A 24,417-nucleotide genomic window follows, 5' to 3' on the forward strand; every position below is an offset into this window, starting at 1 on the left:
ATCGGCGCGTTCTGCCGTTCCGACAAAGCTGTCAGTCACGCTGCACCGCCGCTTTTTACGCCTGAGCACATACAGTGTGTGATGGCAAACGCACTGTTCGTCGTTAGCGAGCGCGGCTATTGGGGCGAAGAATGTATCGAACCACTGCTCCGGCTTGATGACGCCGGCGTTGAGGTTGATGTGGCGACCCCGACCGGCGAGCCGCCGGTCGTCGATGAGCGGTCGGTCGATCCCGCGGAGGTCGGCGAGGAACTCGCCGAACAAGTACTGGAATGCGACGGCTCCGACGAGCGCCTCCAGAACCCGGTCTCGATCACAACCGTCGACGCCGCGGACTACGACGCTGTCGTCTTCCCCGGTGGCCACGGGACGATGTGGGACGTGAATACGGATCGCCACGCCCGCGATCTGCTGGCCGACGCCGTCGCCGGCGACGAGGGCACCGCGCTCGTCGTCTGTCACGCTGTCGGGCTGCTTGGCTTCACCCGCACCGATGACGGCGAGTATCTTGTCGACGGCCGCGATGTGACCGGCTTCCCCAACGAGTGGGAGGAGGGGATCGTCGATGACCACGACCTGATGGATGACGGCCGGAAACTCCCCTACTGGGTTGAAGATGAGGTTATCGCTGCCGGCGCGAATTGGGACGCCGAACTCGATGCCGACACCAGTGTTACTGTCGACGGCGACCTGATCACCGCTCGGGGCCCGGGCTCCTCTGGAGCGGCCGCCGAGACGCTCCTTGCTGAACTCGGCGTCGAAGCGACGGCCTAACCGGCGGCACTGACGCACACCAACCGGTTTCCGTTATTCCGCGTCGATTTTGAAGACCGCTTCCTCGATATTTTCGCTGCGACACTCCGGACAGCGTGAGGGATAGTTGATCGGATCATCGTAGCCGCTGAACCCACAGTTCACACACTCCGGTGGCGCGACGAGGAATTCCTGTTCCTCGGCGTACCGTGTTGATCGGGCGACGTGTTGGATATCGGTGTATATCGTCGAGACCGGTGTATCGAGTTCGTCGGCGAGTTCGCTGGCGGTCGCTGGCCCCTCGCCAAGGCGGTCGGCGAGTCGTTCACGACGCGTTGAATCGGTCATGTATACCTCTCTATCGCCGACGATCAAAAACACAGTCAGTACGGTTCGGTTGTGCTGTCGTTACGGTGGAAGATGTCGGTCGTAGATCGTGCTCCGGTGCTCGACGGCTTCGACACGCAGGCTTTCGTCGTTGCGATCCCACGAGATGATGGCACGATAGTCGCCGATCCGGAGTTTGTAGTACGGAAACCCATGCAGTGATGCAAGGTGATGATCCGGCCATTCGGCTGCGTCGTCGACCTTCGACAGAATCCGATCCGCGGTCTGCGCTTCGAGATCTTCCAACTGATCGATCGCTGTCTCGGTGTAGCTGACCTCAGTCATCAAGCCCTAATCGTTCGCGTGCCTCCTCGGCGGAGACTGTCTCACCGTTGTCGACCTGCTCGCGGCTCGTCTCAAGTGCAGCCAGTGTCTCCTCGGAGAGTGCTGCCGGCCCGTTGATCCACTCACGGAGTGCGTCACGGATCGCCTCGGATTTGCTGGCGTAGCCGCGTTGTTCCCATGCTGCGTCGATCTGATCGAGGAGCGATTCCGGAACCCGAACGTTGATTTTCGCCATCCGGTCGTCGCCCTGCTCGCTCTCGGTGCTCATATACTGTGATACAGCTGTATCACATAAAAACATTCGCTGGACTGATTTTTCGTGGCTCAGCTACTCGACCAGCTTCGCGTCAGTGATCCGGACGCGGCCGCTGTCGCCGTTCCACTCTGTGTCGTATTCCAACTCAATGCGCCGATCCATGTGTGGGCCATTGGTCACAAAGGTCTCGAACTCGCCGCCTTCGCCAAGGAGGTGGACGCCGTACTCCTCGTTGAGCTCGCGCAGCTCGTCGATAGCGTCGGCATCGAGCGTGCGCCCGAGCCATGATTCGTCGAGCCCGTAGGCCGCGACCTGCAGGATTGTGATCTCAAAACCAGCATCAAACATCTCGGCGGCGAGTTCCTCTGGATCGCGCTGCCACAGCGGCGCAAAGAGGTCGATGCCGAGGCGGTCACACATGCCCTGAATCCGGTTAGTCTGGAACTCGCTTTCGATGGCACCCGCGGTGACGCCGGCGAGGTCGATCTCGTCTGCGAGAGCAGTCAGGGCGTCTTCGAGCGGTTCGAGTTCGGCGTCGCCTTGGACGGCCGAGTCAGTCGCGTCGCTGGCGTCGAGATCGCCGGGATCAATTTCGATGAGGTCGATGCCGATGCTTTCGGCGGCGAGACTGGCGAGCTGTGTCTCGGGGACGTGATACATATAGGAGTCCTCGGAGGGGTGGACGGTCAGCAGTCGCGTCACGTTGTGGCCCGCCGCAAGGGCCTGATAGAGCGCCCACGAGGAGTCCTTGCCGCCCGAAAAGAGGCTCACCCAGTCGTCTGTCATACCCCACCGCAGAACCGGGAGCGTAATACCCCCTTTGGTCGGCTACAGGATGATCGACTTCTTGCGAAGCATCTGCTCGATAGTGGCGTGAATCCCCTCGCGGTTGATTCCGGAGCCGTCGTTGCCGCCGAAGGGGATGTCACCGAGGCCATGGGAGGGCGCGCCGTTGATTCGCACCCCACCGGCGTCGACGGCCTCGGCGACCCGCATCGCCCGGTCGTGGTCGGTGGTGAACACCGAGGCATCCAATGCGAGATTCCCGGCGTTGGCGAGTTCGATCGCCTCGGCTTCGTCCTCGAAGCTGGTGACCGCGGCGACAGGGCCGAACTGCTCCTCGTGGATGATTCGGGCATCATGGGGCACGTTCGCCAGCAACGTCGGCTCGTAGAACGCACCGTCGCGGTCGCCACCAGCGATCAACTCCGCGCCGGCGTCGACTGCGTCGTCGACGAGCCCTTCGACCGTTTTGGCCTGATCAACGTCGATAAGCGGCCCGAAGTCGGTGTCCTCATCGAAGAGGTCGCCGACGACCCACGAATCCATTGTCAGCCGAAGCTGTTCGACCATCTCGTCGTGGATCGACTCGTGGGTCAGTACCCGAGAGACCGCGGAACACCGCTGGCCGCCGAATTTGAATGACCCGGCCGCACAGGAGCCCGCCGCGTCGGCGAGGGTCGCATCCGGGAACACGATCGCCGGGGCGTTACCGCCGAGTTCCATCACGAGGTTGACCATGCCGGACTCGCGGGCGACGTGCTGGCCAGCGCCCGAGGAGCCGGTCATCGCGATGGTGTCCACGCGGTCGTCACCGGCCAGTGTGTCGCCGATCTCACTGCTGTGGCCGGGCACGAAGTTGATCGCGCCATCAGGCAAGTCGACGGCCGAGGTGATCACATCGGTCAGTATCGCTGCGGTCAACGGGGTCTTCGAAGACGGTTTGAGAACGATCGTATTGCCAGCCGCCAACGCCGGAGCGACCTGCAGGACGGTCGTCTGGAGCGGATAGTTGTACGGCGAGATACAGAGCACCGTCCCCATCGGCTCGGGTTTGACGATGGCCGTCCACTCCTCGTGGCCGGCGGTCGCGCCCTCGCGGTACTCGCCGTAGTTTGTCGCCAGATCGCGGGCCTCGGCGGCCGCAAACCGGAATCGTTCGGCGGCGGCCGCCGGCGCGCCGCGGGCCGACGAGATCGGCTTGCCGGCCTCTCGGACGATCGTGTCGGTGAACGCCTCGGCACGGGCCTCGACAGCGTCGGCGATCGTCTCAAGCCACTGTGCGCGTTCGACGGCGGTCGTGTCTGCCATCGCCGGTTGGGCCGCCGCGGCTGCCGCCAGCGCGTCGTCAGCCTGCTGTTGTGAGGCCGCCGCGATCTGGCCGGCTGTCCCGTCGGTTGCGAGATCGGAGACAACGATCGTCTCGCTTCCCTCCTGCCACGCTCCATCAATGTAGAGTTTTTCCGTCTGTGTCGACGCAGAATCTGACATTCAGTCAGCCTTGCCGAGATGAGAAAAAAGGGTTATGCTGCTGACCAGTTTAACCGCTACCGCGCGCTCGGGATGACCATTCGGCCGTCGCTTACATGTAGCCGAGATCGCGCAGTCGCTCCATCAGGTCTTCCTTGTCCTGGGCGCGACCGGCGCGTTCGGTCGTGTTGTCGAGATCCTGCAGCCACGCGGGCTCGTCGGTCGTCTTTTCGGTACTCACTTCGCTGCCGAGACTCCGGAAGCCGGCGAAGTATTTCGGGGAGATCGGCACGTCGTCCTGCTCGACGCCGTCCGGCAGGTCGTCGGCCGACTCCGGCACGTAGCCGTCATCCGGGAACGCCTCAACGGTGTCCGGCACGACGTAGTTCCAGAATACGCCCCACACGTCGCTTTCGTCGAACTGGAGGATCGGCTGGACGCGGTCGTGCGGTGGGTAGATGTCGGGGTCGTGTCGTGGGCTGAAGAACGTCTCGTCGGCGCGGGCCTCCTGTTCGTCCCAGCGGACGCCGGAGATAACGCCGTCGATGTCGTGGGTTTCGAGGGCGTCGTTGAGCGCGACCGTCTTCAGCAGGTGGTTGCCGACGTAGGTGTCAAGCAGGAACGGGAAAGTTTCGTCCTCGTATTCGAGGATCTCCCGCACGTGGTGTTGGTTGTGCTCGGAGAGCTCCGAGACCGGGATGTCGTCGCCGGGTTCGAGGCCGTGTTCGTCGACGTACGCGCCCACGTCCTCGTTGCGGGCGTAGACGAGGTCGATGTCCCACTCCTCGGCCCAGTGTTCGATGAAGTCCGTGATCTCATCGAAGTGCTGGTAGTGGTCGATGAAGACCGCCGTCGGCTTGTCGTAGCCGTATTTTTCGGCGACTTGGTTGATGAAATACAGCGTCAGCGTCGAGTCTTTGCCGCCAGTCCACATGACCGCCGGATTCTCGTACTGTTCGAGGCCGGCTTTGGTCACGTCGATGGCTTTTTCGATCTTATCGGGCAACTGCGGATAGTCGGCTGGATCTTCGCCCTCGCCGTCGGTGTAATCGACATCGAGGTACTCTGGGAAGTCTGCTGACATCGTGTAATGATATCTAATTAGCCGGAATAAAGGTCTTATGACAGCCGGTTTCGGTGTCAGTGGTTGCCAAACGGGGCGAAACAATCGGCGCACATTGGCCTCAACCGCGCCGCCGACGAATCACGAGACAGAGAGGCCACTCGTTTTCCCGCTGGGACACATCAACCGATTGATGCCCTCGATTACTCCCCGCTCGATTGCGACCGGCAGCCTCGTCGGTACCCTTCCGTGGGTCGTCGGCTACGCGATCACATACCTCCTCGTTGCACCGAATCTCCGAGACTCCCCGCTCAATCGGATCATCGAAACGCTTGATGGCGCGCCGGCGACCCACGAGTTGGTCGGCTGGGTGTTCTACAACACCCATTTCGTGGATGTCGTCCTCGATATCCCGATTCTCGGGAGTCAGACGACGGGCTACATCGGTGGCGACAACGGATTCACCGCAGCGTTGTATCTGGTTCCGGTGGTGCTGTTGGTCGCCGCTGGCGCGCTCATCTCTCGGCAGCAGGCCGCCACCGAACCCACAGCCGGCGGCCTCGCCGGGCTCACGTTGGTGCCGGGCTATCTGGTATTGACGGTGCTCGGTGGACTACTGTTTGAGATCGCTGTCGGCGGAGCCACCGGTGGGCCGGATCTCACAACCGCGATCATTCTCGCAGGCGTCCTCTATCCGGCTGTTTGTGCTGGGCTCGGTGGCGTCGGATGGGCTGTCTTCGAAAACAAGCAATAATCGTTTCGTAGCCGGACGTTCTGGACTGGCAGCGTCGCTTACGCGGTCTGGTTCGTCGTCGTCTCGTTTTGACTGCCGCCGTCAGCTGTTTGGTTGCCGTCCATTGTTTCCTCGTCGGTCGTGTTGCCGCTATCATCGGTGGTGTTGCCGTCGCCACCGTCGTACTCTTCGTCGCCGTAGAGCACCGTTGTCGACGTCGCGACCGGTCGGATGATGTAGCCATTGCGGCCTCGTTTGTTCGGCGCGAAGTCGGCGATAAACCGGGTCGTCTCCTCGGGGCGGATCTCAAAGCTCGTGTTGAACTTCAGCGGGGCGTTCCCGGGTGTGGTGACCTCGGCCTCGGAGCCGTCGGTCAAGATGCCTTCGGTACCAGCGACATTGATCTGGAGGAACGCGTAGTCGCCGGTTTCGACCTCGGTCTCATCGATGAGTTTCGTGCTGCTGCCCTGTAGCTGAACAAGGTCAGCCTCCTGCGGTTCCTCAAACTCGATGTACCGCCGGCCGCCGTCTTCGCCGTCGGCATCCGCTTCCTCCATCTCCTCGTCGTCTTCGGCGTCCTCAACGTCTGTTTCGTTTGTTGTTGTCTCGTTGGTGTTGGTTTCGTTCGTGTCCGTTTCGTTCATCGCCTCGTCGTCGGCGTCTTCCTCGTCGCCCCCGGCAGGTGTGATCCAGATCCCGTCGATCGTCACCGTGAGCGATTCGAAGTCGTCGATTGCGCTCGGCTGGTCGGTCACGGCTGTCGATAGCGTCCCGTAGGTGGTTCCGTCGCCGTCGCCGCCGCCGTCGCTCCCGCTGCCGCTGTCGCTGTCGCCTGTACAGCCGGCAAGGCCAACCATGCCGGCGGTCGCAAGGCCAGTTGTTTTAAGATATGTTCGTCGATCAAGGTGCTCGCGTGAAGATGGCATCATTATGTATGGTTCTGTTGGAGGGATACGTCTTTGTTTACGCGTCTGTGCTGTTGCCGGCGTCAGCCGGGCCGCGATCTGAGAGCAGCCCACGCAGCGACTCGCCGAGTGAGTCGATATCGCCGTTGAGGAAGCTGGTGATCGTGCTATGGATGTCGCTCACGAAATCCGGCACCGGCCCCGGCAGCCCGTCGCTGGGGCCGACAGATCGATCGTCGGGCGTTTGAGCGTCGATCGGTGCGTCCGCGGGGGCGGCGGCTGCGGCCGCCGGGAGTCCGGCGACGAGCACCAGCAGCCCCGCGCCGACTGCGAGGAGTGTTGTTCGGTTCATTGCGTGTTGCCCATGGCCGGATTCCCACTTAACCCGGGTCGACAGTCGACGCGAATTGCCGTTAGCTGCGCGCTCTTGCCCCCATTTTCGCCGATTTTCGCGCTGTTTCGCCGATCGAACTGCGCATCTGACCGGCTGCTCGCTGTGTCGACACTGACACCGCAAAAACTGGGCCGGCCCGCATCGACTTCCGGAGGCCGATCAAGAGTCTCTATGATTGCTATCTTGCTTGCGACCGATCAGTCAAATAGCCCGGCAACATCGTCTCGCTTTGCCTGCCGTCGCTCAACGTTCTGTCGAAGCCGGTTGTAGACAATGCCGCGGTGGTCGCGGTCGTCGACAAACGAGGTCAGGAGCCGAATAAACTGCGCCTCTGATTCGGTGGCCTCCTCGCGGGCGTAGTCGATAGCGGTCTCGACGACTTCCGTGTCGTAGCCCTCGTACTCCGTGGCAACGACGCTGGCGGCAGTCGTGATCCCCTTGATTTCGAGGTCGGCCGCGGTCAGCTCTCGGCCTCGGTAGTGGAGTGGCGGAATCGGCCCGCGTTCGACCCGCTCGGGGTCGGCTTCGAGTGCTCGGAGTGCCGCCACCACACTGTCGACGTCGATACCACGGTAAGGGGTTGGCACCGCAGTGAGATACGACTGGGCCCGTTCGGCGAGGCCGGCCGCACCGTCCCAATTGCGCTGGCGAGCGTGATAGACGGCCGCGGTGAACTGGATCAGCCCCTGGAGAAGCTGTTTGTCGTCGCCGGCAGGCAGCTCCAGCCACACCGTCTCCCATGGCTCATGGGCGGCGTGGTAGTCGCCGGCAGTGTAGAGGGCGATCCCGGCTCGGAGGGCGTCGTCCATGCAGGCGTTTGTGACGGGCGATACAAACCCTTGCCGTCCAGCCGCCGATGCGAAAAGTAACAAGATTTTTTGGGTGTTGCGTGGGTGTTCAGGTATGACTGAGGCTGCGAAGACGATCCTTATCGTCGACGACGAGGCCGATCTTGCGGAGTCGTACGCCCTCCGGCTGGATGATCACTACGAGACAAAGACCGCAACCAGCGGCGGCGAAGCGCTGACGAAACTCGGCCCGGATGTCGATCTGGTGTTGTTGGATCGGCGGATGCCGGGGATGGCCGGCGACGACGTCATCAAGCGGATCGACGACTGGGAGCTTGAGTTTCAGGTTATCCTCGTGTCGGCGATTGATCCCGACACGGACATCATCGATCTCCCGTTCGATGGCTATCTCACGAAATCCGTCTCGAAGGATGAATTGCTGGATGCCGTCGAGCAGGTGTTTCTCAAGCAGCGATACGAGGAGCTTGTCGCCGAGTACAACGCGGCCGCCGAGACCTACGATGTCCTGCGGGAGGCGTACTCCCGCTCTGAGCTTGAGGGCAACGAGGAGTTTGCGGAGCTTGAAGACCGCATGGCGGAGTTGGAAGCCGAGTTCGACGAGACGATCGAGAAACTCGACGACAGCAGCGTCACTAACCTCCTTGCGTAATCCTCGGGCGGCGTAAAACACGGAGCCAAAGCATACTTACCCGCCGCCGGGCGATGTAGCCACAATGAGCACGGACGCCGACGAGCAAGCCGGTGACGACCGGCAGAAATACGAGTTTAAGAAGGTTATCGAAGAACTCCAGGAGTTCGAAGGCTCCGGCACCCAGCTCGTCACGATCTACATCCCCGACGACAAGCAGATCTCTTCGGTCGTCGAACACGTCATCCAGGAACACTCCGAGGCCTCGAATATCAAGTCCAAACAGACGCGGACGAACGTCCAAGACGCGCTTACCTCGATTAAAGACCGTCTGCGGTACTACGACACCTACCCACCAGAAAACGGGATTGTCATCTTTTCTGGGGCGGTCGATTCCGGCGGCGGCCAAACCGAGATGGTCACTCGTGTACTGGAGTCGCCGTCAGAACCGATCCAGTCGTTCCGGTATCACTGCGATTCTGATTTCCTGACCGAGCCGCTGGAAAACATGCTGCTCGACAAGGGCCTCTTCGGTCTGATTGTCCTCGACCGCCGGGAGGCCAACGTCGGCTGGCTGAAGGGCAAACGCGTCGAGCCGGTCAAATCCGCCTCCTCGCTGGTGCCCGGCAAGCAGCGAAAGGGTGGGCAGTCCGCCCAGCGATTCGCCCGCCTGCGGCTGGAAGCGATCGATAACTTCTATCAGGAGATCGCTGAGATGGCCGACGAGATGATGGTGCCGAAACGCCACGAACTCGACGGCATCCTCATCGGTGGCCCCTCGCCGACGAAAGACGAGTTCGTCGACGGCGACTATCTGCACCACGAACTCCAGGATATGGTCTTAGGCAAATTCGATGTTGCCTACACCGACGAGTCCGGCCTCCACGACCTCGTTGACGCCGCCAGCGACGTGCTGGCCGACCAAGAGGTCGTCAAGGATAAAAAACAGATGGAGGAGTTCTTCGAGAACCTCCACGACGGCGACGAGGCGACCTACGGCTTCGAGCCGACCCGCCGAAACCTCGTGATGGGCTCAGTCGATCGGCTGCTCATCTCCGAGGATCTGCGGCAGGATGTCGTCGTCTACGACTGTGGCGGCACCGAGGAGTACGAACTCGTTGATCGCCGGCATGAGACACCAGCACACGAGTGCGACGACGGCGCGACGGCAGACGTCGTTGAGCGCGAAGACGCCATCGATCACCTTATCGAAATCGCCCAACAGCGCGGCACTGAGGTCAAATTCATCTCCAGTGACTTCGAGAAGGGTGAACAGCTCTACAACGCCTTCGGTGGGATCGCTGGCATCCTGCGGTACTCGACTGGCGTATAACTACGCTGTACTGGTTGATAACTACGCTGTGCTGGTTGTATTCTCAGCACTCTCGTTTCCTTCAGAGCTGTTCATCGACTCGTCGTCCTCGAAGAATTTGCCACGGTAGAACGTCGCCAGCTCCATGTCGAAGTCGCTGAATCGGAGGATGTCATCTTCGCCGTAGGCATCAAACGACTCCGTAAACGCGACAGCGTCCTCACGAGTCGCAAACGGCGTCGGATTCTTCATCATCACGTCATCAACGTGGTCGGGATTCGCCACCCGCACAAAGAACGCCTCGCTCGCCTGAAGGAACGATTCCGTCTCGTATTCGGTCACCCACGCCGTGTCGATCGAAGCCTTTGGCCCACCAAACCGCGATGGCTCGGCGACGTAGGCTGCCAGACAGCCCGACGAGCAGAAATACGCGTCGTCGCCGGTATCGTGGGTGAGTTGTGCGTTCCACGCCGGATAGTCGGCGGCGACCATGTTACAGACCTCGCAGTTTGCATCCGCCGGGATCGCTGCCGGCTGTGTGGCTGTCTCGTCGTCAGCCGCCTCGCCGTCGGTCGTGTTGCCGTCGGCTTCGGGGTCAGTTTGTCCCATACACCCTGCAACTCCGAGGATCGCGCCGGTTGTGGCTGTTCGAAGCACTGTCCGTCTATCCGTGAGATCGGATCGTGCCATAGACAGCCGTTTGACCGATATGCCGTTAATTTCTCTGGTGTACTATTCGAAACAAGCCCGACGACGGCCACCCACGGCGCGACGACCGTTGCGATTAGGTCGATCGTCGCGGATGCTGCCACCACCGGTACCACTTCGGCACTCCAGTGTGAGACTGTGACTGTGACACAGTCGCCACCCGATCGACTCTATCCGAACCGCGGCACCGACGGCGACGGCCGCGAGGGGCTGTCCCGCCGGCATCTGTTGGCCAGCGGAGCCACCGCGAGCGCGGTCGCTGCCGCGGGCTGTACCGGCGATGGCGGCAGCGAGGCCGGCGACGACGAGGACGCAGCGTCGACAGAGAAGCCGACCATCTTCGTGTTCAACACCGGCGACGGGACGGTGAGCCTGATTGATCCCGCGAGCAACGAGGTCGTCGGCTCCCGAGCGGTCGGGCTTTCCTCGTCGTTTCCGTCGAACCAGTACACCCCTGATCTGACCGACGAGTCCGAGGACGCGCTGTGGCTCAACATCGAACAGGGGTGCGCGCACTCACCGCTGGGACGCTGGAGGAAGTCGCTCGCGTCGACACCGGTTCCGGGGCGAACTGGCAGGAGCAAACGCCCGATGGCAGCCACGTCGTCGTCAGCGCGCGGGAGCCCAGCCACACGAACTACCGGATCGACGCCGACCGCGACGCCGAAACCTTCGGCGAGGTGACGGGCGAACTCGATCGAACTGACGAGGGCAGCCGCGGCGACACCGACGGCCCCGGCCCGTGTGACGTGACGATCCACCCAGACGGCGAGTACGCCTACGTGCCGGATCTCTTCGGCGACACGCTGACCGTCCTCAGCATCGATCCCTTCGAAATCGAGACACAGATCGATGTTGAGCCGGTCGTCGCCGACGCGGCCGCGCCGTGGATGGCGACGATCGCCCCTGACGGCGAGACGATGCTGGTCGAACACAACGAGGGCGACAACGGCACCGAGAGTATCTGGGACGTGAGCGATCCCGCCAACCCGAGCGAGCGGGGACGGCTGACGACCGATGACGGCCTCGGGAGCGGCGCGCTCACCAGCGAGATCGGCCCTGACAGCGAGACGGGCTACGTGTTCACCCCCGGGAGCAACGACGTGAGCGTCATCGACCTCGCGGCGGGCACCGTCACCGACCGCCTCGATCTTGGCGGCTCGGCGTTTGTCGGCACTTGGAATCCATCGAAGACGAGCCTCTACGTCCCGGTACAAACAAACGACGAGGTCGCGGTCATCGACCACGCGGCGGGCGAAATCGGTGAGCGGATCGATGTCGGCCCGAGCCCCTATGGTGCGACCGCCGCGACAGTTCGGCCCGCAACCGACTCGGCGTCGACGATGGCGGTCGCCCTCGCACGCCTCGGGATTGCGGCGTCGACAGCGGAGACAACCTACTGTATCGGGAAGTGTGCCTGTGGCCACACGCTTGCGACCGATCAATAACGGCCACCGCGCGCCGAATCGTGGCCACCATTCGGGGTTACGTGACCATCACAACCCGACAGGTCGAACGCTCGCGCTGTGGGCTGGCTCCCGAGTTGATTTCTGCTCGCCTGCTGGCCGTGAGAAATCTGCTTGTCGTGTGTCCGGGGACACTATGTCGCCCTCGCCTGCCGGTTTCCCGTTGTGGTGACCGTTGAATTTAATACACATGAGAATCAAGTTGTTAGTGCCTATCTGGTGTCTCGGTTATCAGTGTTGAACATGGAACGCCTGATCCCGATGCCAGATGGCGACCCCTGACTTTCGTTTCGTCGGGGGAGTTTCTACGGGGGTTGCGGGGGATTGCATAGTCGCCTCTCTAGCCTTTATTCGCCGTGGGTGTTTTCAACGCTGATAATTTGAGACATAGGTTTAATGCTATCATCCCGTTTATGTCGGATACAGCCTGTGAAAGTGGCCTACGGACACAGGCTTGCGATGTTCAGCACTGAGAACCGAGACACCATCCGTCGGTGCCCCTGATGCCACTCTGCGGTCGGGCGTCGTCCCGCCGTAGCAGGATGGCTGCCGGCGGCTCTTTATCATCCGTTGTTGTCGTCTGAGAAATGGGCCCTATCGGATTTGAACCAATGACCACCGAGTTATGAGCTCGGCGCTCTTACCAGACTAAGCTAAGGGCCCTACCCGAATGATATCGACTGCCCCCATATGAGAGTATCGAGTTTTCGAACACAAGCGGTGATGCTCGAACTCGCCATAAGAGTGAATATTCAGAGCCAAGCTTCTCGTGAGTTGTCGCAGGAGAACGACGCCGTCGCCAGGGCTCGAACCCGCCAAGACGATCACCCTCGCTTCGCTCGGGTGCTGCGACTTGTCTGCACGAGCCCTTTCTGAGCGACCACACCTGCGACAGTTGCTACTCGGAGCCAGGCTCCTCGTGAGTTGTCGCAGGAGAACGACGCCGTCGCCAGGGCTCGAACTCACCGAGACGGTCGCGCTCACTCCGTTCGCGCGCTGCGACTCGGCTGCTCGACCCCTTCCTGAACGTATTTCTCTCACAGTGATGCTCGGAGCCGACGCTCCTCGCGTGGTTGTTCGAGAAAACACGCCGTCGCCAGGGCTCGAACCTGGGACCACCTCGTTAACAGCGAGGTGCTCTACCATCTGAGCTACGACGGCCCGACGCGTCACAGGATAGTCGGATCGTTTTAATAGGGCTTTCGTTTTTCCCCCGACGGAAGCGACATCCTTTCGACGGCTGGTACTGAAACGGCGCGTATGCCGAGCCTCGACAGCGTCCTCGATACTGTCGCCGACCGCGTCACCCCTGAACGCGACGAACGAGAGCGGCTGGCCGACGCGGCAGCGACGCTGACAGACCGCGCCGAGGCCGCCCTCGCCGACCGCGACATCGACGGCGACGTACTCCAGGTCGGCTCGACGGCCCGCGGTACCTGGCTCGCTGGCGACCGCGATATCGACCTGTTCGTTCGATTTCCAACCGACTACGACCGCGCCGCGTTAGAACGCCTCGGGCTCGCCATCGGCCACGAGGTACTCCCCGAGGGCCACGAGGAGTACGCCGAACACCCCTACGTCACCGGCACCCACGAGGGATTCGCTGTCGATCTCGTCCCCTGCTATGCTGTCGAGCGCGCGACCGAGATCCGATCGGCGGTCGATCGTACCCCGTTTCACACCCAGTATATCGAATCCCACCTCGACGACGACCTCGCCCGCGATGTTCGCCTGTTCAAATGCTTCCTGAAAGGGATCGGTGCCTACGGCAGTGACCTCCGCACAGAGGGCTTTTCGGGCTATCTGGCCGAACTGCTCGTTCTCGAATACGACGGTATCGACGCTCTGCTCCGGGCGGCCGCCGACTGGCAGCCACCGCTCACGCTCGACCCCGAGGAACACGGCACCGAATCCTTCGACGACCCGCTCACCGTTATCGATCCAACCGATCCCGAGCGCAACGTCGCGGCCGTGCTCTCGGCGACGAATCTCGCTCGGCTCCAGCATTATGCCCGCGACCTGCTTGCCGACCCTCGCGACGCAATATTCACCCCTTCAGAACCATCGCCGCTCGACCGCGAGAGCGTCCGGACGCATCTCGCCAACCGCGAGACGACCGCCGCCGCCATCGTCTTTGAGACACCGGCTATCGTCGAAGATCAACTGTATCCCCAACTCCGCAAATCACTGGCTGGGATTGTTGACGGCCTCGAACGCCAGGACTTCGGCGTCGTCCGATCGACGACCATCGCCGATGCCGATCGGAGTGTCCTGCTTGTCGAACTCGCCGACACGACGCGACCGGCGATCGAACGCCACGAGGGCCGCCGGTGGCCGTCCGCGATCACGCTGTGGGCTTCTTCGAGAGCTATGTCGATGACGACACGGTGTATGGGCCGTTTCTCGACGGCGATCGCTACGTGGTCGAACGCCCACGCGCGGTGACTGACGCCCGCGCATACCTCGACAGCGACGCCATCTTCGAGGTCGCCCTCGGCGCACAGATCGAGACGGCGCTTGCGGACGGCTACGAACTCCTGTGGGATGAGGCGGTGGCGACGCTAGCCGATGCGTTCGGCACCGAGTTAGGAGCGTATTTCCAGCCAACACCCTAACAACGACAGCTATCGATACGAATACCGCCCGACAGCAACGCTATTCGATGTCGAGCCGGTTCCGAATATCGTCGGTGATCTCGACCGTTGCTGTCTCCGGGTCGTCCTCGCAGGCGATCGGCTCCCGGCCGTCGAAGGTTTCGTGTACCATCGCAACCCCTTCCGAGAGCGTATCTGCCCGTAGCCACCCTCTAAGACGAACGCGAGGGCGGCGTCGCTGGCGTCGGCGATCGACCGCAACCGATCGGTCAACAGCGCGTACCCCTCGGTCGACACACGATGCCGGGAGATCGGATCGTGTTCGTGGGCGTCAAAGCCTGCGCTGACGATGACGAGATCCGGATCGAAGTCGGCGAGTGCGGGCCCAAGGGCCGCATCGACGACGTGGAGGAAATCGGCATCGCCAGCCCCCGCCGGCAGTGGCGCGTTCAGGGTTGCCTGCTCGCCGTCGCCGGTGCCGGTTTCGTCAACATCGCCGGAACCCGGGTAGATCCCTTCCTCGTGGATCGAGCCATAGAACACGTCCTCGCGGTCATAGAAGATATCCTGTGTGCCGTTGCCATGGTGGACATCCCAATCGAAGATGGCGACCCGATCAACCTCGCCCTCATCGAGCAGCGTCTGGGCGGCGACGGCGGCGTTGTTGAAGAAACAGAACCCCATCGCCTTGTGGCTGACCGCGTGATGGCCCGGCGGTCGCCCGAGCGAAAACGGGGTCTGGCGGCCGTCGGCCCCATCGAGGGCCTGCCGGGCGGCCCACAGCGCGAGGCCGGCACTTTTGCGGGCGGCATCCCAGGTGCCCTCGGAGGCGACGGTGTCGCGGTCCCAACTACCGCCGTCGTCCTCGCAGAATCGCTTGAGTTCGTTGAGGTAGGTGCCGCGGTGGACAGCCTGTATCTGCTCGCGGGTTGCTGCTGGGCCATCCTGATAGTTGACGTGGTGTTTGTGCTGGAGGGCTCGCCGGATCGCCCGGAGTCGATCAGCCGTCTCGGGGTGTCGTTCGCCCGTATCGTGCTCCAGACACACCTCGCTGTAGCCGAACTGCATTATTCGAAGAGCGAAAAGTAGGTCTCGATGTCGTCGGCCTGTACGGTGCGTCGGTCGGCGTGGTGGGCGAGGGTGACAGCGGCGGCGGCGACGTTGTCGGCGTAATCCTCAAGAATATCCGCCAGGGCGATCCGGGCGTCCATCGACACCCGGTAGCTGTCGTCGATCTCCAGTCTGGCGATCCGATCGACGGGGGCGATCGGGAGTTCGAGGCTCTCACGATCGACGACCGTTTCGACGCCGAAATCGGTCGCCATCAGCGTTTTCCGGCCGTCGGCGGTTGCCGCCTCGGCGGCTCCCACCGCCAGGGTTGCCCCGTGTTGTTGGACACGTGTGGCCAACGCCTCGGCGGCGTCGGCGCTCACCCGGAGTGAGCCAGCGTTGCGCCGAATAATCGCATCAACCGGGGCGAACGGCAACTCGACACTCATACCCACATACCCGGTTGTGGGTCGTATAATGCTTTCCGTTGTCCTCGCTGTTGCCGACGATCGCGGTTGTCGGCTTCACCCCGTTGATGACAGTCTGCGCCCGCTGCCGACCGATTTTAGAAGACGTCATCGGCGTCGATCGTGCCGTCGGTTTCGGTGCCGCGGACGGTCACCTCTTCGCCGAGTCGGAGGTCGGTGTCGGCCTCGATCTGTCGGGTTTCGGTGCCGTTGTCGAGGATGATCGGACTGCCGGCTTGGACGACGGTGCCGGTGAACTCGACGGTCTCGGTGACCTGCGTGGTCGCTGCGGCCCCGCTGGCTTCGCCGCCAGTCGTTGTGTCGGTTCCTGCTGTCGCCGCCGCGGCCTCAGCAGTGGCATCATCGGCAGCCGTTGAGTCCTCGCTCGTCTCGTCGCTGTCGGCGTCCTCGAACGCCGAAAGTCCGGTTTCAGCACTTGCGCTTGAGTCGGTAGCCGAGCCTGTTGTCTCGGCCGTGTCGCCGGCGTCGGCCTCGCTGTCAAGAACGGTCACCGTTGACTGCCAGCCGGCGGAGGCTTCGAGGTCGTCCTGCCAGCCCTCCTGGATCTCTGCGTCGGTCACAAGCACGTGGTCGGCCAACTCGATGTCTTTGTCGGCCTTCTCGCCCCACAGCGCGACCCGCATGTCGTCAGTCTCATCGCGGAGGCGGATGTTGCGAACCTGGCCCTCAGAGCCATCGTCGCGGTCGAAGGTGCGTTTCGAGTCAGCTTCGATGACGCCGCCGGCGATGTCGACCGTCTGGCCGATCTCGACGCTCTCGATGTCGGTCGTCTCAGGAACGTATTCGATCTCCTCATCGATCGTCTCGACCGCGCCGCGGGAGCCGACATGGAGTTCGAGGCTGCCGTCCCGTTCTTTGACGTAGCCGTCGACGATTTCGACCGATTGGCCGTCGGTGAACTCAGAGACAAGGGGTGCCTGCTCGTCCCACAGCGTCACGCGAACCCGGCCTGTGGGGTCGCCAACCGACAGATTTGATACTTGCCCCTCGGAGCCGTCATCGCGGTCGAAGGTTCGAACTGTGCCCACATCGAGAATAGTTCCCTTGAGGTTGACATCGGACACTCCCATCGAGAGATCTTCGACGCGATACATCTCCTGGGTTTCCACGTCGAGTTCGGCGTCATCGTCGGGTTCGGCCTTGTTGACGCTGACCTCAACGCCGTTGTACCCCTCTTTCGGCCGGCCGGCGATCCGCAACACGTCGCCGACCTCGATCTCGCCGTGTGTGTCGGCTTCTGGGTCGCCAACTGCTGAGACCGCCAGCTTGTCCCACATCGAGATCCGGATCCGGCCTGTCTCGTCGGCGACTTCGAGGTTGACGACGCGGCCATCCTCTGCGTCTTCCTCGTCGCGTTCGAACGTTCGGAGCTCGCCGATCGAGACGACCTTGCCGAGGAATTTCACCTCGTCCATGCCGGGTTCGATATCGGCGATGCCGTTGACCTCCTCGTCTTTCAGCTCGTGGGCGATCAGTTTCGCGGCTGTCTCCTCGTCGGCCAGCCCACCCATCTGTTCGACCTTGTCCTCGACGGCTTCCCGGAACTCCTCAAGCGACACGTCGGTGTCGAGGGCCTCGTATTCGTCCGCTATGACACCCATAGGTATACACAGTGGCAGGGGTAGTTCCCGGTTAAGCGTTGTCCTTGGCTCGGTTCGTGGGCGATCGACGCTGGCCTTGATCGGCCGCTCGTCGCCGTGTTTTGGGTGCGCATAGCGGGGCTGTGTCGGTATCGGATAAAAACCTCAGGTGGGTGGCCGCCGTACCGTAACCGTCTTAAGTAAACCACGGGTACGAAGAGGTGAGTCCTGATAGGGTAGTGGACTATCCTCTTGGCTTGCGGAGCCAGGACCGGAGTTCAAATCTCCGTCAGGACGTTCACTCTTTGTTGCTTCGCTTCGCTCAGCAACAGCATCGTTCACGCCCTGACGTGCCCTGCGCTCGTTTCACTCGCGCAGGACTCCGTCAGGACGTTTTCGAACTGAACAGCCGATTGTGCTGTGCACCACGTTGCACTGAGGGACACCTTTTATAGTCGCGTCGTGGTACAACGACTGTATGGCACGGGTCTTCGCGGTCGCCAGCGCGAAAGGGGGCGTTGGCAAGACGACGACAACGGCGAACCTTGGAGCGATCCTCGCCGAGACCGGAGCTGATGTCGTAGTGATCGACGGCGACATCGGCATGGCAAATCTCGGAGCAGCCCTCGGGATCGAGTCTCCACCGACAACGCTCCACGATGTCCTCAGTGGCACCGCCAAGACCTCTGAAGCGACCTACGAAGGCCCTGGCGGCGTCTACGTCGTCCCCGGCGACACCGCCCTCTCCTCGTACGCCTCGGCTGAGCCCGAAAATCTTCCCTCGGTGCTCCGCACCCACTCACAGGCCGATTATGTCCTCATCGATGTCGGCGCGGGTGTCAGTCATGAGACGAGCCTTCCGCTGTCGCTTGCCGATGAAGTCCTGTTGGTGTCGACGCCCGAGCGCGACGCGCTCCGCGACACCGAAAAGACCCGCCAGCTCACCGAACAGCTCGGCGGCACCGTCGCCGGCGCGGTCATCACCCGCACCGACGCATCGACGCCGGTTTCTGAGCTGGCGACCGGAACCCTCGCGGCGACGGTGCTGGCGTCGATTCCGGAAGACGAGGCCGTCCGCGATTCCTTGGCGGTCGGCGAACCGCTGTCGACGTACGCCCCCAACAGCCCCGCCGCCGCGGCCTACCGCGAACTCGTCGCCGAACTCACCGGCATCGAACCTGAGGCCCCGCCCGAATCCGAGCCCGCGACGACAGCTCCTGATTCGCCAGCGGACGCCGACGCGGTCGACGCCGAGACAGTCAATACTGACGCAGCCGACGCTGAGCCAGCCGACACTGATGCAGCCGACACTGAGCCAGCCGACGCAGCAGCGACCGCTGACACATCAACTGACGCAACTGCCGAAGTCGACACCGACCCAGAACCGGCTGCGTCAGCAGCCGATCAAGCCGACACCGACGCCGATAGCGACGAGCGACAGGTGCCCGAAGCTGAATCGAAGTGGGCGGAAGCGGCCACCGGCACCGGGATCGATGTTGACGAGCAGTTGGCCGACGAGGCGGCGGCCATGTCGGATGCTGACGACGAGCCGACGACAGCCCCAGAAGATGCCGACGAACCCGAGACTGACCAGCCATCGGTCGACGCGGCTGACACGGACGACGAAGCTGATGATACAGAGCCGGAAGCTGCTGATTCCGATCCTGACGATGGGGTGACACCGGAGCCGACAACCGAGACGATCACTGAGGGCGAGCCCGACGCGTCCTCGCCGGTTGCCGACGTAGCCGAGGGGATCACGCCCGATCCGTCGGCTGACGACGACGCCGACTTCGCTGACGACGCCGAGCCGACGCCTGATCCCGAAACGGGTGATGCAGCCGCCCCGGCAGAGGAGGCCATCCCGTTCCGCGACGAGGATGCCGGCGACGATGTCGACGACGAACCGGCCGAGTCGGCCGGCAGTGAGCCGACGGCTGCGGTGTCCGACGAGCCAGCCGATAGCGACGATAACGAGAGCGATGAGCCGCTGATCCCCGACGCCGAAGGTGGATCGTCGCCGACCCCCGACGAGCCCTCGACGATGACGACCGAACTCGGCGGTGGCACCGATGAGCCAGCCGCCGATGAACAATCGGACGACGATGACGATGAGACAAAGGGGTTCTTCCGGCGGCTGTTTTTCGGCTAGAGCGATACGTTCTTACTCACGGCGTGGCCACACCGGCGTATGGCAGACAACGATGGGAGTGTTCCGCTGTGGTGGATCGTGTTCTTCCTCTTACTGTCGCTTGGCGGTGCCATCGGCGCGATCAACTTTGTCGGCGGGAGCATCTTCTTCCTGCTGCCGGTCGCCTGCTACATCGAGTCGGGGGCCTCGACGCCGAGGACGGCCAACGCGTTGGCGACAGCGTGCTGTGCGGCGGCGACAAGCGCGAGCCGCGAGCGACGGGTCGCTGCTGTGTCGGCTGACAACACTGGACACGACCGATAGAAGGCGTTGAACGCGTCGGCAACCTCGCGGGTGTAGGTCGCCACGCGGTGGGGTTTGCATTCGTCGGCCGCGTCCTCGATGACCGCCGGAAACCGGGCGATCGCATCGATCAACGCGGCTTCCTCCGGCGTCGACAACGCCGAGCTGTCGATATCCTCGGCGGTTGGCTCGCCGTCGGCTTCGTCGAGAATCCCACAGCAGCGGGCGTGGACGTACTGGACGTAGGGAGCCGACTGGGCCTCGAAGTCGAGTGCCTCATCCCATTTGAACGTGATCCCCTTTGTCGGCTGTTTCGAGACGATATCGTAGCGCACTGCGCCGATCCCGACCTGGTGGGCGATGCGTTCGATATCATCCTCGTCGAGGTCGTCGTCGCGGATGCGGTCACCGAGGCGGTCTTCGACCTCCTCGCGGGCGCGGTCGATGGCCTCGTCCAACAGATCATCGAGCATGACGCCGGTGCCGCGACGGGTACTCATCTTCCCCTCCGGGAGATTGACGTACGAATAGATCACGTCCTCAAGCCGGTCGGGATCGTTGCCGAGAATGTCGAGTGTCGCCTGCAGTTGGCGGGCCTGGAGCTTGTGATCCTCGCCGAGGACGGTCACCGCCCGATCAAAGTTGTCGAACTTCCACTCGTGGTGGGCGAGGTCGCGTGTTGTATAGAGGCTCGTCTCGTCGGAACGCAGGAAGACGAGGTTTTTGTCGATGTCAAACGCGTCCAATTCGAGCTGCCAGGCCTCCTCGTCGTAGACGGCGTACTCGCTGTCTTTGAGCCGGGCGGCGACATCGTCGGTCGAGCCATCCCGCATGAATCGCGTCTCCTTGACGAACTCGTCGAACTCGGCGGGGAGGCGGGCGAGACAGTCTTTCATCCCACCGAGGACGGTGTCGACGACCTCGCCGACGCGCTCGTAGGTGTCCTCATCGCCGGCTTCCAGTCCCTGCATGATCGCGGCGATCTCATCCTCGGCGGCCTCGGCTGTCGCCTCGTCGGCGGCTTCGAGGAACGAGTTTCCTTTGCGGTAGTACCGCACGAGATCATACTCCGCGCGATCACGGGCTGGCTCGCTGTCGAGATCGCTCTCGTCGAACTTCTCGTAAGCCCACGTGAAGACGGCCATCTGGCGGCCGGCATCGTTGACATAGTAGTGCCGTTCCACGTCGTAGCCAGCCATCTCGAGGGTGTTGGCGACGGCGTCACCGAGGATCGGGTTCCGGGCGCGGCCGACGTGTACCGGGCCGGTCGGGTTCGCGCTCGTGTGTTCGACGACGACTGATTCGTCCCGTTCTGGGAGGTGGCCGTAGTCGTCGGCTTGAGCGGCCTCGACCGTTTCCTGTCGGTATCGGTCGGTCGTCCGAAAGTTGATGTATGGGCCTTTCGTGGTCACCGCACCGATGTATTCGTAGTCAGCCGAGTCGATGGCGGCGGCCAGTTCGGCGGCGGCCTGCGGCGGGGCGGTCTCCAACTCGCCGGCCAGTCGGAAGGCGACACTTGAGGCCAGCGTCGCGTCAAGGTCTTCGGGCGGCTCCTCGATCCCGAGGTCGCCGGTCGGCAACGCAAGCGACTCCAAGCCCGCCGTCAGGGCGTCGGCGACCTCCGCGCGAAAGGCTCTGAACATGCCGTCGGGTTTCCGGTCGGTGCTAAAGGGCCTTCCGAAGCGACACCCGCGATCAGAGGGGTCTTCAACGCAGGCTCCCTAAACGACGACAACGACGCCGATTTCGACGGATAATCTATAACGGTTTTGAGATGCGTTCCATGTGCGATATGCTTATCACACTCGATCACCTTCCCCAGCTATGTCAGAATCGGCAGCGGGCAGCCTCACCCACGACGAACTGCTCGCGTTGAAGTATGTCGCCCTTGACGGTGGCCTCACGGGCACGGTGACCGTCTCCTGTAGCGGGCTCGGCGACCGGCTCGATGCCTCGACACAGACCGCTTCCCGTCGGCTGCAGGCGCTTGAGGCCGGCGGCTATCTCGACCGCGAGCGCGTCGCCGACGGCCAACTGGTTTCGGTCACCGACGGCGGCGAGCAGGCCCTTCGCTCGGAGTACGCCGACTACCGCCAACTGTTCGAGTCGCCGACGGAGTTGACGCTGACCGGCACCGTAACGACGGGCATGGGCGAGGGCAAACACTACATCTCGCTGCCGGGGTATGAACGCCAGTTCGACTCCCGACTCGGCTACACGCCGTTTCCGGGCACGCTCAACGTCGAGCTTGATACCGCAAGCATTCACGCCCGGGCCGACCTCCCGGGGCAGGCGTCGGTACCGATCGACAGCTGGGAGGACGACGACCGCACCTACGGCGCGGCGACCTGCTATCCAGCGACGGTTGAACGCGATGGACGCGCCTTCGAGCCCGCTCACATCATCGTGCCCGATCGCACCCACCACGACGAGGAAAACCTCGAACTGATCGCGCCCATCAAGCTCAGAGACGAACTTGATCTCGATGACGGCGAGATGCTGGCCATCCACGTTGCGGAGGCGGAGCTCAAATGAGCCCGCCGACTGCTGACGCCGACAGCGACGCGACCGGGGTTGACGCCGACGCCTCACGCAGTGTGCCCATGGAAAACGGGGAGGCCGCCAACAGTGTCGACGCCGCGATCGACGCCTTCCGTGCGGGCCAGCCGGTGTTGATCCACGATTTTGCCGATCGTGAGGGCGAAACCGATATCGTCTATCCGGCGACCGCCGTCGACCCTGCCGCGGTGCGACGCCTTCGCAACGACGCCGGCGGGCTCGTCTGTGTCGCCCTCGGCGACACGGTCGCCGAGCGGTTCGGTCTGCCCTTCCTCCAAGATGCGCTGACGCATCCGGCGACAGAAAACCACGACCTCAGCTACGACGACCGTTCGTCGTTTTCGATCACAGTCAACCACCGCACGACCGAGACGGGGATCACCGACCGCGACCGGGCAACAACGATCAGTGAACTTGGTGCGGCCGCGGCGACCCCCGACTACGACGGCGAGACTTTTGCCACTGAGTTCCGCAGCCCCGGTCACATCCACCTGCTGCGGGCGGCCCCGAATCTCTTGGCCGACCGAGCCGGCCACACCGAGTTGGGGATCGCGCTTGCCGAGGCGGCCGACCAGCCGCCGGCAGCCGTTGTCTGTGAGATGCTCGACGACGACACCGGCACCGCGTTGTCACCGGCCGATGCGGCCGCCTACGCGGCGCACAACGATCTTGTCTACGTTGAGGGATCGGCCCTCCTCGACCGACTGGGGTAGCTGCTGGCTGGCTGCGCTGCGGCGAGACCAGCTGGTTTGATCGGTGGTTGCAAACTGTTAAGAATCGGTAGCCGAAGGTTCAGGGTAGCAATGGCATCCTTCGACGAGATGCGCGAGGCGGGCGATATCGAGACGATCTGGCAGAACGGCGAGTTCGTCGACTGGGACGATGCGACGATCCACGTCCTCACCCATGGGCTCCATTACGGCACGGGGATCTTCGAAGGGGCCCGTGCCTACGATACCGACAACGGGACGGCCATTTTCCGGTGGGAGGAACACCTCGATCGGTTCTTCGCCTCGGGGGATCCCTACGAGCTTGAGATCCCCTACAGCCGCGAGGAGCTCACCGAGGCAACCCTCGAACTCCTCCGCCGGCAGGATCACGACAGCGCGTACATCCGGCCGATCGCCTACTTCGGCTACGGCAGTCTCGGGATCAGCCCCGACGACTGCCCGACGGATGTCGCCATCGCCACCTGGCCGTGGGGGGCCTATCTCGGCGAGGAAGCCCTCGAACGCGGCATCGAGGTCATGGTCTCCTCGTGGCGGAAACACGCCTCCAGTCAGATCCCGACGAACGCCAAGACGACCGGGCTCTACGTCAACAGCCTACTGGCCGGCGAGGAGGCCCGCCGCAACGGCTACCAGGAAGCGATCGTCCTCAACAAGGAGGGCCAGGTCGCCGAAGGCCCCGGCGAGAACCTCTTTGTCGTCCGCGACGGGGAGCTCTACACGCCCGGCCTCTCCCAGAGCATCCTTGACGGCATCACTCGTGACACGGTGATCACGCTGGCCCGGGAACTTGGCTACACCGTCCACGATCAGGCGACGATCAGCCGCGGCGAGCTCAACACGGCTGATGAGCTCTTCTTTACCGGCTCTGCCGCCGAAGTCACCCCGATCCGCAAGGTCGACAACGTTGAGATCGGCGATGGTGACCGCGGCCCCGTGACCGAGGAGATCCAGTCAGCGTTCTTCGATCTCGTCGAACGGAAAACTGACGCCCACGACGACTGGTTTACCTACGTCTAACACGGCGAGCCAACT

General features: G+C 62.9%; 22 protein-coding genes, 3 tRNA genes and 2 pseudogenes. 11 read left to right on the forward strand and 16 right to left on the reverse strand.

Annotation, left to right across the window (positions count from 1 at the left end):
* The first annotated feature begins 81 nt into the window (after nucleotides 1-81).
* On the forward strand, nucleotides 82-774 hold the full coding sequence (locus ACFQJB_RS02015; protein WP_379723355.1) for a type 1 glutamine amidotransferase domain-containing protein: 693 nt from the start codon (nucleotides 82-84) through the stop codon (nucleotides 772-774).
* Between the two features lie 33 nt (nucleotides 775-807).
* Here ACFQJB_RS02015 and ACFQJB_RS02020 read toward each other — a convergent pair whose 3' ends face one another.
* The 6 genes from ACFQJB_RS02020 to ACFQJB_RS02045 all read right to left on the reverse strand — a co-directional run bounded on the left by ACFQJB_RS02020 (nucleotide 808) and on the right by ACFQJB_RS02045 (nucleotide 5,015).
* Entirely contained in the window at nucleotides 808-1,101 is a 294-nt protein-coding gene (locus ACFQJB_RS02020) for a transcriptional regulator (protein ID WP_379723358.1), read from the reverse strand.
* Nucleotides 1,102-1,161: 60 nt separating this feature from the next.
* Nucleotides 1,162-1,425: a type II toxin-antitoxin system RelE family toxin gene (locus ACFQJB_RS02025; protein WP_379723362.1), complete on the reverse strand. Its 264-nt coding sequence runs from the start codon at nucleotides 1,423-1,425 to the stop codon at nucleotides 1,162-1,164.
* Complete coding sequence (locus ACFQJB_RS02030) at nucleotides 1,418-1,693, reverse strand: ribbon-helix-helix protein, CopG family (protein WP_379723365.1); 276 nt, start codon at nucleotides 1,691-1,693, stop codon at nucleotides 1,418-1,420. Before ACFQJB_RS02030 ends, ACFQJB_RS02025 begins: the two co-directional genes overlap by 8 nt.
* Before the next feature lie 60 nt (nucleotides 1,694-1,753).
* Nucleotides 1,754-2,467, reverse strand: coding sequence for a diphthine--ammonia ligase (locus ACFQJB_RS02035; protein WP_379723368.1), 714 nt, complete (start codon nucleotides 2,465-2,467; stop codon nucleotides 1,754-1,756).
* A 42-nt stretch (nucleotides 2,468-2,509) separates the two neighbouring features.
* Entirely contained in the window at nucleotides 2,510-3,952 is a 1,443-nt protein-coding gene (locus tag ACFQJB_RS02040) for an aldehyde dehydrogenase family protein (protein WP_379723371.1), read from the reverse strand.
* A gap of 91 nt (nucleotides 3,953-4,043) precedes the next feature.
* Nucleotides 4,044-5,015 (reverse strand): phosphoadenosine phosphosulfate reductase family protein, encoded by a 972-nt coding sequence (locus ACFQJB_RS02045; RefSeq protein ID WP_379723374.1) that lies wholly within the window; start codon nucleotides 5,013-5,015, stop codon nucleotides 4,044-4,046.
* A 172-nt stretch (nucleotides 5,016-5,187) separates the two neighbouring features.
* On the opposite strand from ACFQJB_RS02045, the gene ACFQJB_RS02050 reads away from it, so the two are divergent.
* Nucleotides 5,188-5,748, forward strand: a complete 561-nt coding sequence (locus tag ACFQJB_RS02050) for a hypothetical protein (RefSeq protein ID WP_379723377.1) — start codon at nucleotides 5,188-5,190, stop codon at nucleotides 5,746-5,748.
* Nucleotides 5,749-5,786: 38 nt separating this feature from the next.
* On the opposite strand, the gene ACFQJB_RS02055 is transcribed toward ACFQJB_RS02050, so the two are convergent.
* From ACFQJB_RS02055 to ACFQJB_RS02065, 3 genes are all read right to left on the reverse strand, one after another.
* Complete coding sequence (locus ACFQJB_RS02055; protein WP_379723380.1) at nucleotides 5,787-6,653, reverse strand: DUF4382 domain-containing protein; 867 nt, start codon at nucleotides 6,651-6,653, stop codon at nucleotides 5,787-5,789.
* A gap of 37 nt (nucleotides 6,654-6,690) precedes the next feature.
* Nucleotides 6,691-6,984, reverse strand: coding sequence for a hypothetical protein (locus ACFQJB_RS02060; RefSeq protein WP_120102635.1), 294 nt, complete (start codon nucleotides 6,982-6,984; stop codon nucleotides 6,691-6,693).
* A 239-nt stretch (nucleotides 6,985-7,223) separates the two neighbouring features.
* A complete protein-coding gene (locus tag ACFQJB_RS02065; RefSeq protein WP_379723383.1) occupies nucleotides 7,224-7,835 on the reverse strand; it encodes a DUF309 domain-containing protein in 612 nt (203 codons plus the stop codon).
* 94 nt (nucleotides 7,836-7,929) lie between these two features.
* On the opposite strand from ACFQJB_RS02065, the gene ACFQJB_RS02070 reads away from it, so the two are divergent.
* Together ACFQJB_RS02070 and prf1 are read left to right on the forward strand one after the other, a co-directional pair.
* A complete protein-coding gene (locus tag ACFQJB_RS02070) occupies nucleotides 7,930-8,484 on the forward strand; it encodes a response regulator (RefSeq protein ID WP_165853265.1) in 555 nt (184 codons plus the stop codon).
* A gap of 64 nt (nucleotides 8,485-8,548) precedes the next feature.
* Entirely contained in the window at nucleotides 8,549-9,796 is a 1,248-nt protein-coding gene (gene prf1 / locus ACFQJB_RS02075) for a peptide chain release factor aRF-1 (protein ID WP_379723386.1), read from the forward strand.
* Between the two features lie 21 nt (nucleotides 9,797-9,817).
* Here prf1 and ACFQJB_RS02080 read toward each other — a convergent pair whose 3' ends face one another.
* On the reverse strand, nucleotides 9,818-10,384 hold the full coding sequence (locus tag ACFQJB_RS02080; protein ID WP_379723389.1) for a nitrous oxide reductase accessory protein NosL: 567 nt from the start codon (nucleotides 10,382-10,384) through the stop codon (nucleotides 9,818-9,820).
* 584 nt (nucleotides 10,385-10,968) lie between these two features.
* Between ACFQJB_RS02080 and ACFQJB_RS02085 the strand changes: the two genes are divergently transcribed.
* Nucleotides 10,969-11,931 carry a hypothetical protein gene (locus ACFQJB_RS02085; RefSeq protein ID WP_379723391.1) on the forward strand — a complete coding sequence of 321 codons (963 nt, stop codon included), beginning with the start codon at nucleotides 10,969-10,971 and terminating at the stop codon, nucleotides 11,929-11,931.
* A 606-nt stretch (nucleotides 11,932-12,537) separates the two neighbouring features.
* On the opposite strand, the gene ACFQJB_RS02090 is transcribed toward ACFQJB_RS02085, so the two are convergent.
* Both ACFQJB_RS02090 and ACFQJB_RS02095 read right to left on the reverse strand, forming a co-directional pair.
* Nucleotides 12,538-12,612 (reverse strand) — tRNA-Ile (locus ACFQJB_RS02090).
* A gap of 425 nt (nucleotides 12,613-13,037) precedes the next feature.
* Nucleotides 13,038-13,110, reverse strand: a tRNA-Asn gene (locus ACFQJB_RS02095).
* A gap of 99 nt (nucleotides 13,111-13,209) precedes the next feature.
* On the opposite strand from ACFQJB_RS02095, the pseudogene cca reads away from it, so the two are divergent.
* Nucleotides 13,210-14,564 (forward strand): annotated as a pseudogene (gene cca, locus ACFQJB_RS02100) (CCA tRNA nucleotidyltransferase).
* A gap of 40 nt (nucleotides 14,565-14,604) precedes the next feature.
* Here cca and ACFQJB_RS02105 read toward each other — a convergent pair.
* The 3 genes and pseudogenes from ACFQJB_RS02105 to ACFQJB_RS02115 form a co-directional block, all read right to left on the reverse strand.
* Nucleotides 14,605-15,611: pseudogene (locus ACFQJB_RS02105) on the reverse strand (histone deacetylase family protein).
* Nucleotides 15,611-16,042 carry a histone gene (locus ACFQJB_RS02110; RefSeq protein ID WP_120102628.1) on the reverse strand — a complete coding sequence of 144 codons (432 nt, stop codon included), beginning with the start codon at nucleotides 16,040-16,042 and terminating at the stop codon, nucleotides 15,611-15,613. The pseudogene ACFQJB_RS02105 and the gene ACFQJB_RS02110 overlap by 1 nt, the downstream one beginning before the upstream one ends.
* Before the next feature lie 116 nt (nucleotides 16,043-16,158).
* Nucleotides 16,159-17,682, reverse strand: coding sequence for a single-stranded DNA binding protein (locus ACFQJB_RS02115; RefSeq protein WP_379723393.1), 1,524 nt, complete (start codon nucleotides 17,680-17,682; stop codon nucleotides 16,159-16,161).
* A gap of 204 nt (nucleotides 17,683-17,886) precedes the next feature.
* Here ACFQJB_RS02115 and ACFQJB_RS02120 point away from each other — a divergent pair.
* Together ACFQJB_RS02120 and minD are read left to right on the forward strand one after the other, a co-directional pair.
* Nucleotides 17,887-17,958, forward strand: a tRNA-Arg gene (locus ACFQJB_RS02120).
* A gap of 181 nt (nucleotides 17,959-18,139) precedes the next feature.
* Nucleotides 18,140-19,813, forward strand: coding sequence for a cell division ATPase MinD (minD, locus tag ACFQJB_RS02125; RefSeq protein ID WP_379723397.1), 1,674 nt, complete (start codon nucleotides 18,140-18,142; stop codon nucleotides 19,811-19,813).
* Nucleotides 19,814-19,980: 167 nt separating this feature from the next.
* On the opposite strand, the gene argS is transcribed toward minD, so the two are convergent.
* Nucleotides 19,981-21,738, reverse strand: a complete 1,758-nt coding sequence (argS, locus tag ACFQJB_RS02130; protein ID WP_379723400.1) for an arginine--tRNA ligase — start codon at nucleotides 21,736-21,738, stop codon at nucleotides 19,981-19,983.
* A 181-nt stretch (nucleotides 21,739-21,919) separates the two neighbouring features.
* On the opposite strand from argS, the gene ACFQJB_RS02135 reads away from it, so the two are divergent.
* From ACFQJB_RS02135 to ACFQJB_RS02145, 3 genes are all read left to right on the forward strand, one after another.
* A complete protein-coding gene (locus ACFQJB_RS02135) occupies nucleotides 21,920-22,630 on the forward strand; it encodes a DUF120 domain-containing protein (RefSeq protein WP_379723403.1) in 711 nt (236 codons plus the stop codon).
* Nucleotides 22,627-23,367: a 3,4-dihydroxy-2-butanone-4-phosphate synthase gene (gene ribB / locus ACFQJB_RS02140; protein WP_379723406.1), complete on the forward strand. Its 741-nt coding sequence runs from the start codon at nucleotides 22,627-22,629 to the stop codon at nucleotides 23,365-23,367. Before ACFQJB_RS02135 ends, ribB begins: the two co-directional genes overlap by 4 nt.
* Before the next feature lie 90 nt (nucleotides 23,368-23,457).
* Nucleotides 23,458-24,402: a branched-chain amino acid transaminase gene (locus tag ACFQJB_RS02145; protein WP_379723409.1), complete on the forward strand. Its 945-nt coding sequence runs from the start codon at nucleotides 23,458-23,460 to the stop codon at nucleotides 24,400-24,402.
* Nucleotides 24,403-24,417 lie beyond the last annotated feature (15 nt).

Origin of the sequence: Halonotius sp. GCM10025705 (assembly GCF_042662885.1) — an archaeon.
Lineage (GTDB): Archaea > Halobacteriota > Halobacteria > Halobacteriales > Haloferacaceae > Halonotius > Halonotius aquaticus.

What these genes read in the sequence shown, in the direction of transcription:
- ACFQJB_RS02015 (WP_379723355.1), top strand. Translation starts at nt 82, where the DNA reads ATGGCAAACGCACTGTTCGTCGTTAGCGAGCGCGGCTATTGGGGCGAA.
- ACFQJB_RS02020 (WP_379723358.1), bottom strand. Translation starts at nt 1,101, where the DNA reads ATGACCGATTCAACGCGTCGTGAACGACTCGCCGACCGCCTTGGCGAG.
- ACFQJB_RS02025 (WP_379723362.1), bottom strand. Translation starts at nt 1,425, where the DNA reads ATGACTGAGGTCAGCTACACCGAGACAGCGATCGATCAGTTGGAAGAT.
- ACFQJB_RS02030 (WP_379723365.1), bottom strand. Translation starts at nt 1,693, where the DNA reads ATGAGCACCGAGAGCGAGCAGGGCGACGACCGGATGGCGAAAATCAAC.
- ACFQJB_RS02035 (WP_379723368.1), bottom strand. Translation starts at nt 2,467, where the DNA reads ATGACAGACGACTGGGTGAGCCTCTTTTCGGGCGGCAAGGACTCCTCG.
- ACFQJB_RS02040 (WP_379723371.1), bottom strand. Translation starts at nt 3,952, where the DNA reads ATGTCAGATTCTGCGTCGACACAGACGGAAAAACTCTACATTGATGGA.
- ACFQJB_RS02045 (WP_379723374.1), bottom strand. Translation starts at nt 5,015, where the DNA reads ATGTCAGCAGACTTCCCAGAGTACCTCGATGTCGATTACACCGACGGC.
- ACFQJB_RS02050 (WP_379723377.1), top strand. Translation starts at nt 5,188, where the DNA reads ATGCCCTCGATTACTCCCCGCTCGATTGCGACCGGCAGCCTCGTCGGT.
- ACFQJB_RS02055 (WP_379723380.1), bottom strand. Translation starts at nt 6,653, where the DNA reads ATGCCATCTTCACGCGAGCACCTTGATCGACGAACATATCTTAAAACA.
- ACFQJB_RS02060 (WP_120102635.1), bottom strand. Translation starts at nt 6,984, where the DNA reads ATGAACCGAACAACACTCCTCGCAGTCGGCGCGGGGCTGCTGGTGCTC.
- ACFQJB_RS02065 (WP_379723383.1), bottom strand. Translation starts at nt 7,835, where the DNA reads ATGGACGACGCCCTCCGAGCCGGGATCGCCCTCTACACTGCCGGCGAC.
- ACFQJB_RS02070 (WP_165853265.1), top strand. Translation starts at nt 7,930, where the DNA reads ATGACTGAGGCTGCGAAGACGATCCTTATCGTCGACGACGAGGCCGAT.
- prf1 (WP_379723386.1), top strand. Translation starts at nt 8,549, where the DNA reads ATGAGCACGGACGCCGACGAGCAAGCCGGTGACGACCGGCAGAAATAC.
- ACFQJB_RS02080 (WP_379723389.1), bottom strand. Translation starts at nt 10,384, where the DNA reads ATGGGACAAACTGACCCCGAAGCCGACGGCAACACGACCGACGGCGAG.
- ACFQJB_RS02110 (WP_120102628.1), bottom strand. Translation starts at nt 16,042, where the DNA reads ATGAGTGTCGAGTTGCCGTTCGCCCCGGTTGATGCGATTATTCGGCGC.
- ACFQJB_RS02115 (WP_379723393.1), bottom strand. Translation starts at nt 17,682, where the DNA reads ATGGGTGTCATAGCGGACGAATACGAGGCCCTCGACACCGACGTGTCG.
- minD (WP_379723397.1), top strand. Translation starts at nt 18,140, where the DNA reads ATGGCACGGGTCTTCGCGGTCGCCAGCGCGAAAGGGGGCGTTGGCAAG.
- argS (WP_379723400.1), bottom strand. Translation starts at nt 21,738, where the DNA reads ATGTTCAGAGCCTTTCGCGCGGAGGTCGCCGACGCCCTGACGGCGGGC.
- ACFQJB_RS02135 (WP_379723403.1), top strand. Translation starts at nt 21,920, where the DNA reads ATGTCAGAATCGGCAGCGGGCAGCCTCACCCACGACGAACTGCTCGCG.
- ribB (WP_379723406.1), top strand. Translation starts at nt 22,627, where the DNA reads ATGAGCCCGCCGACTGCTGACGCCGACAGCGACGCGACCGGGGTTGAC.
- ACFQJB_RS02145 (WP_379723409.1), top strand. Translation starts at nt 23,458, where the DNA reads ATGGCATCCTTCGACGAGATGCGCGAGGCGGGCGATATCGAGACGATC.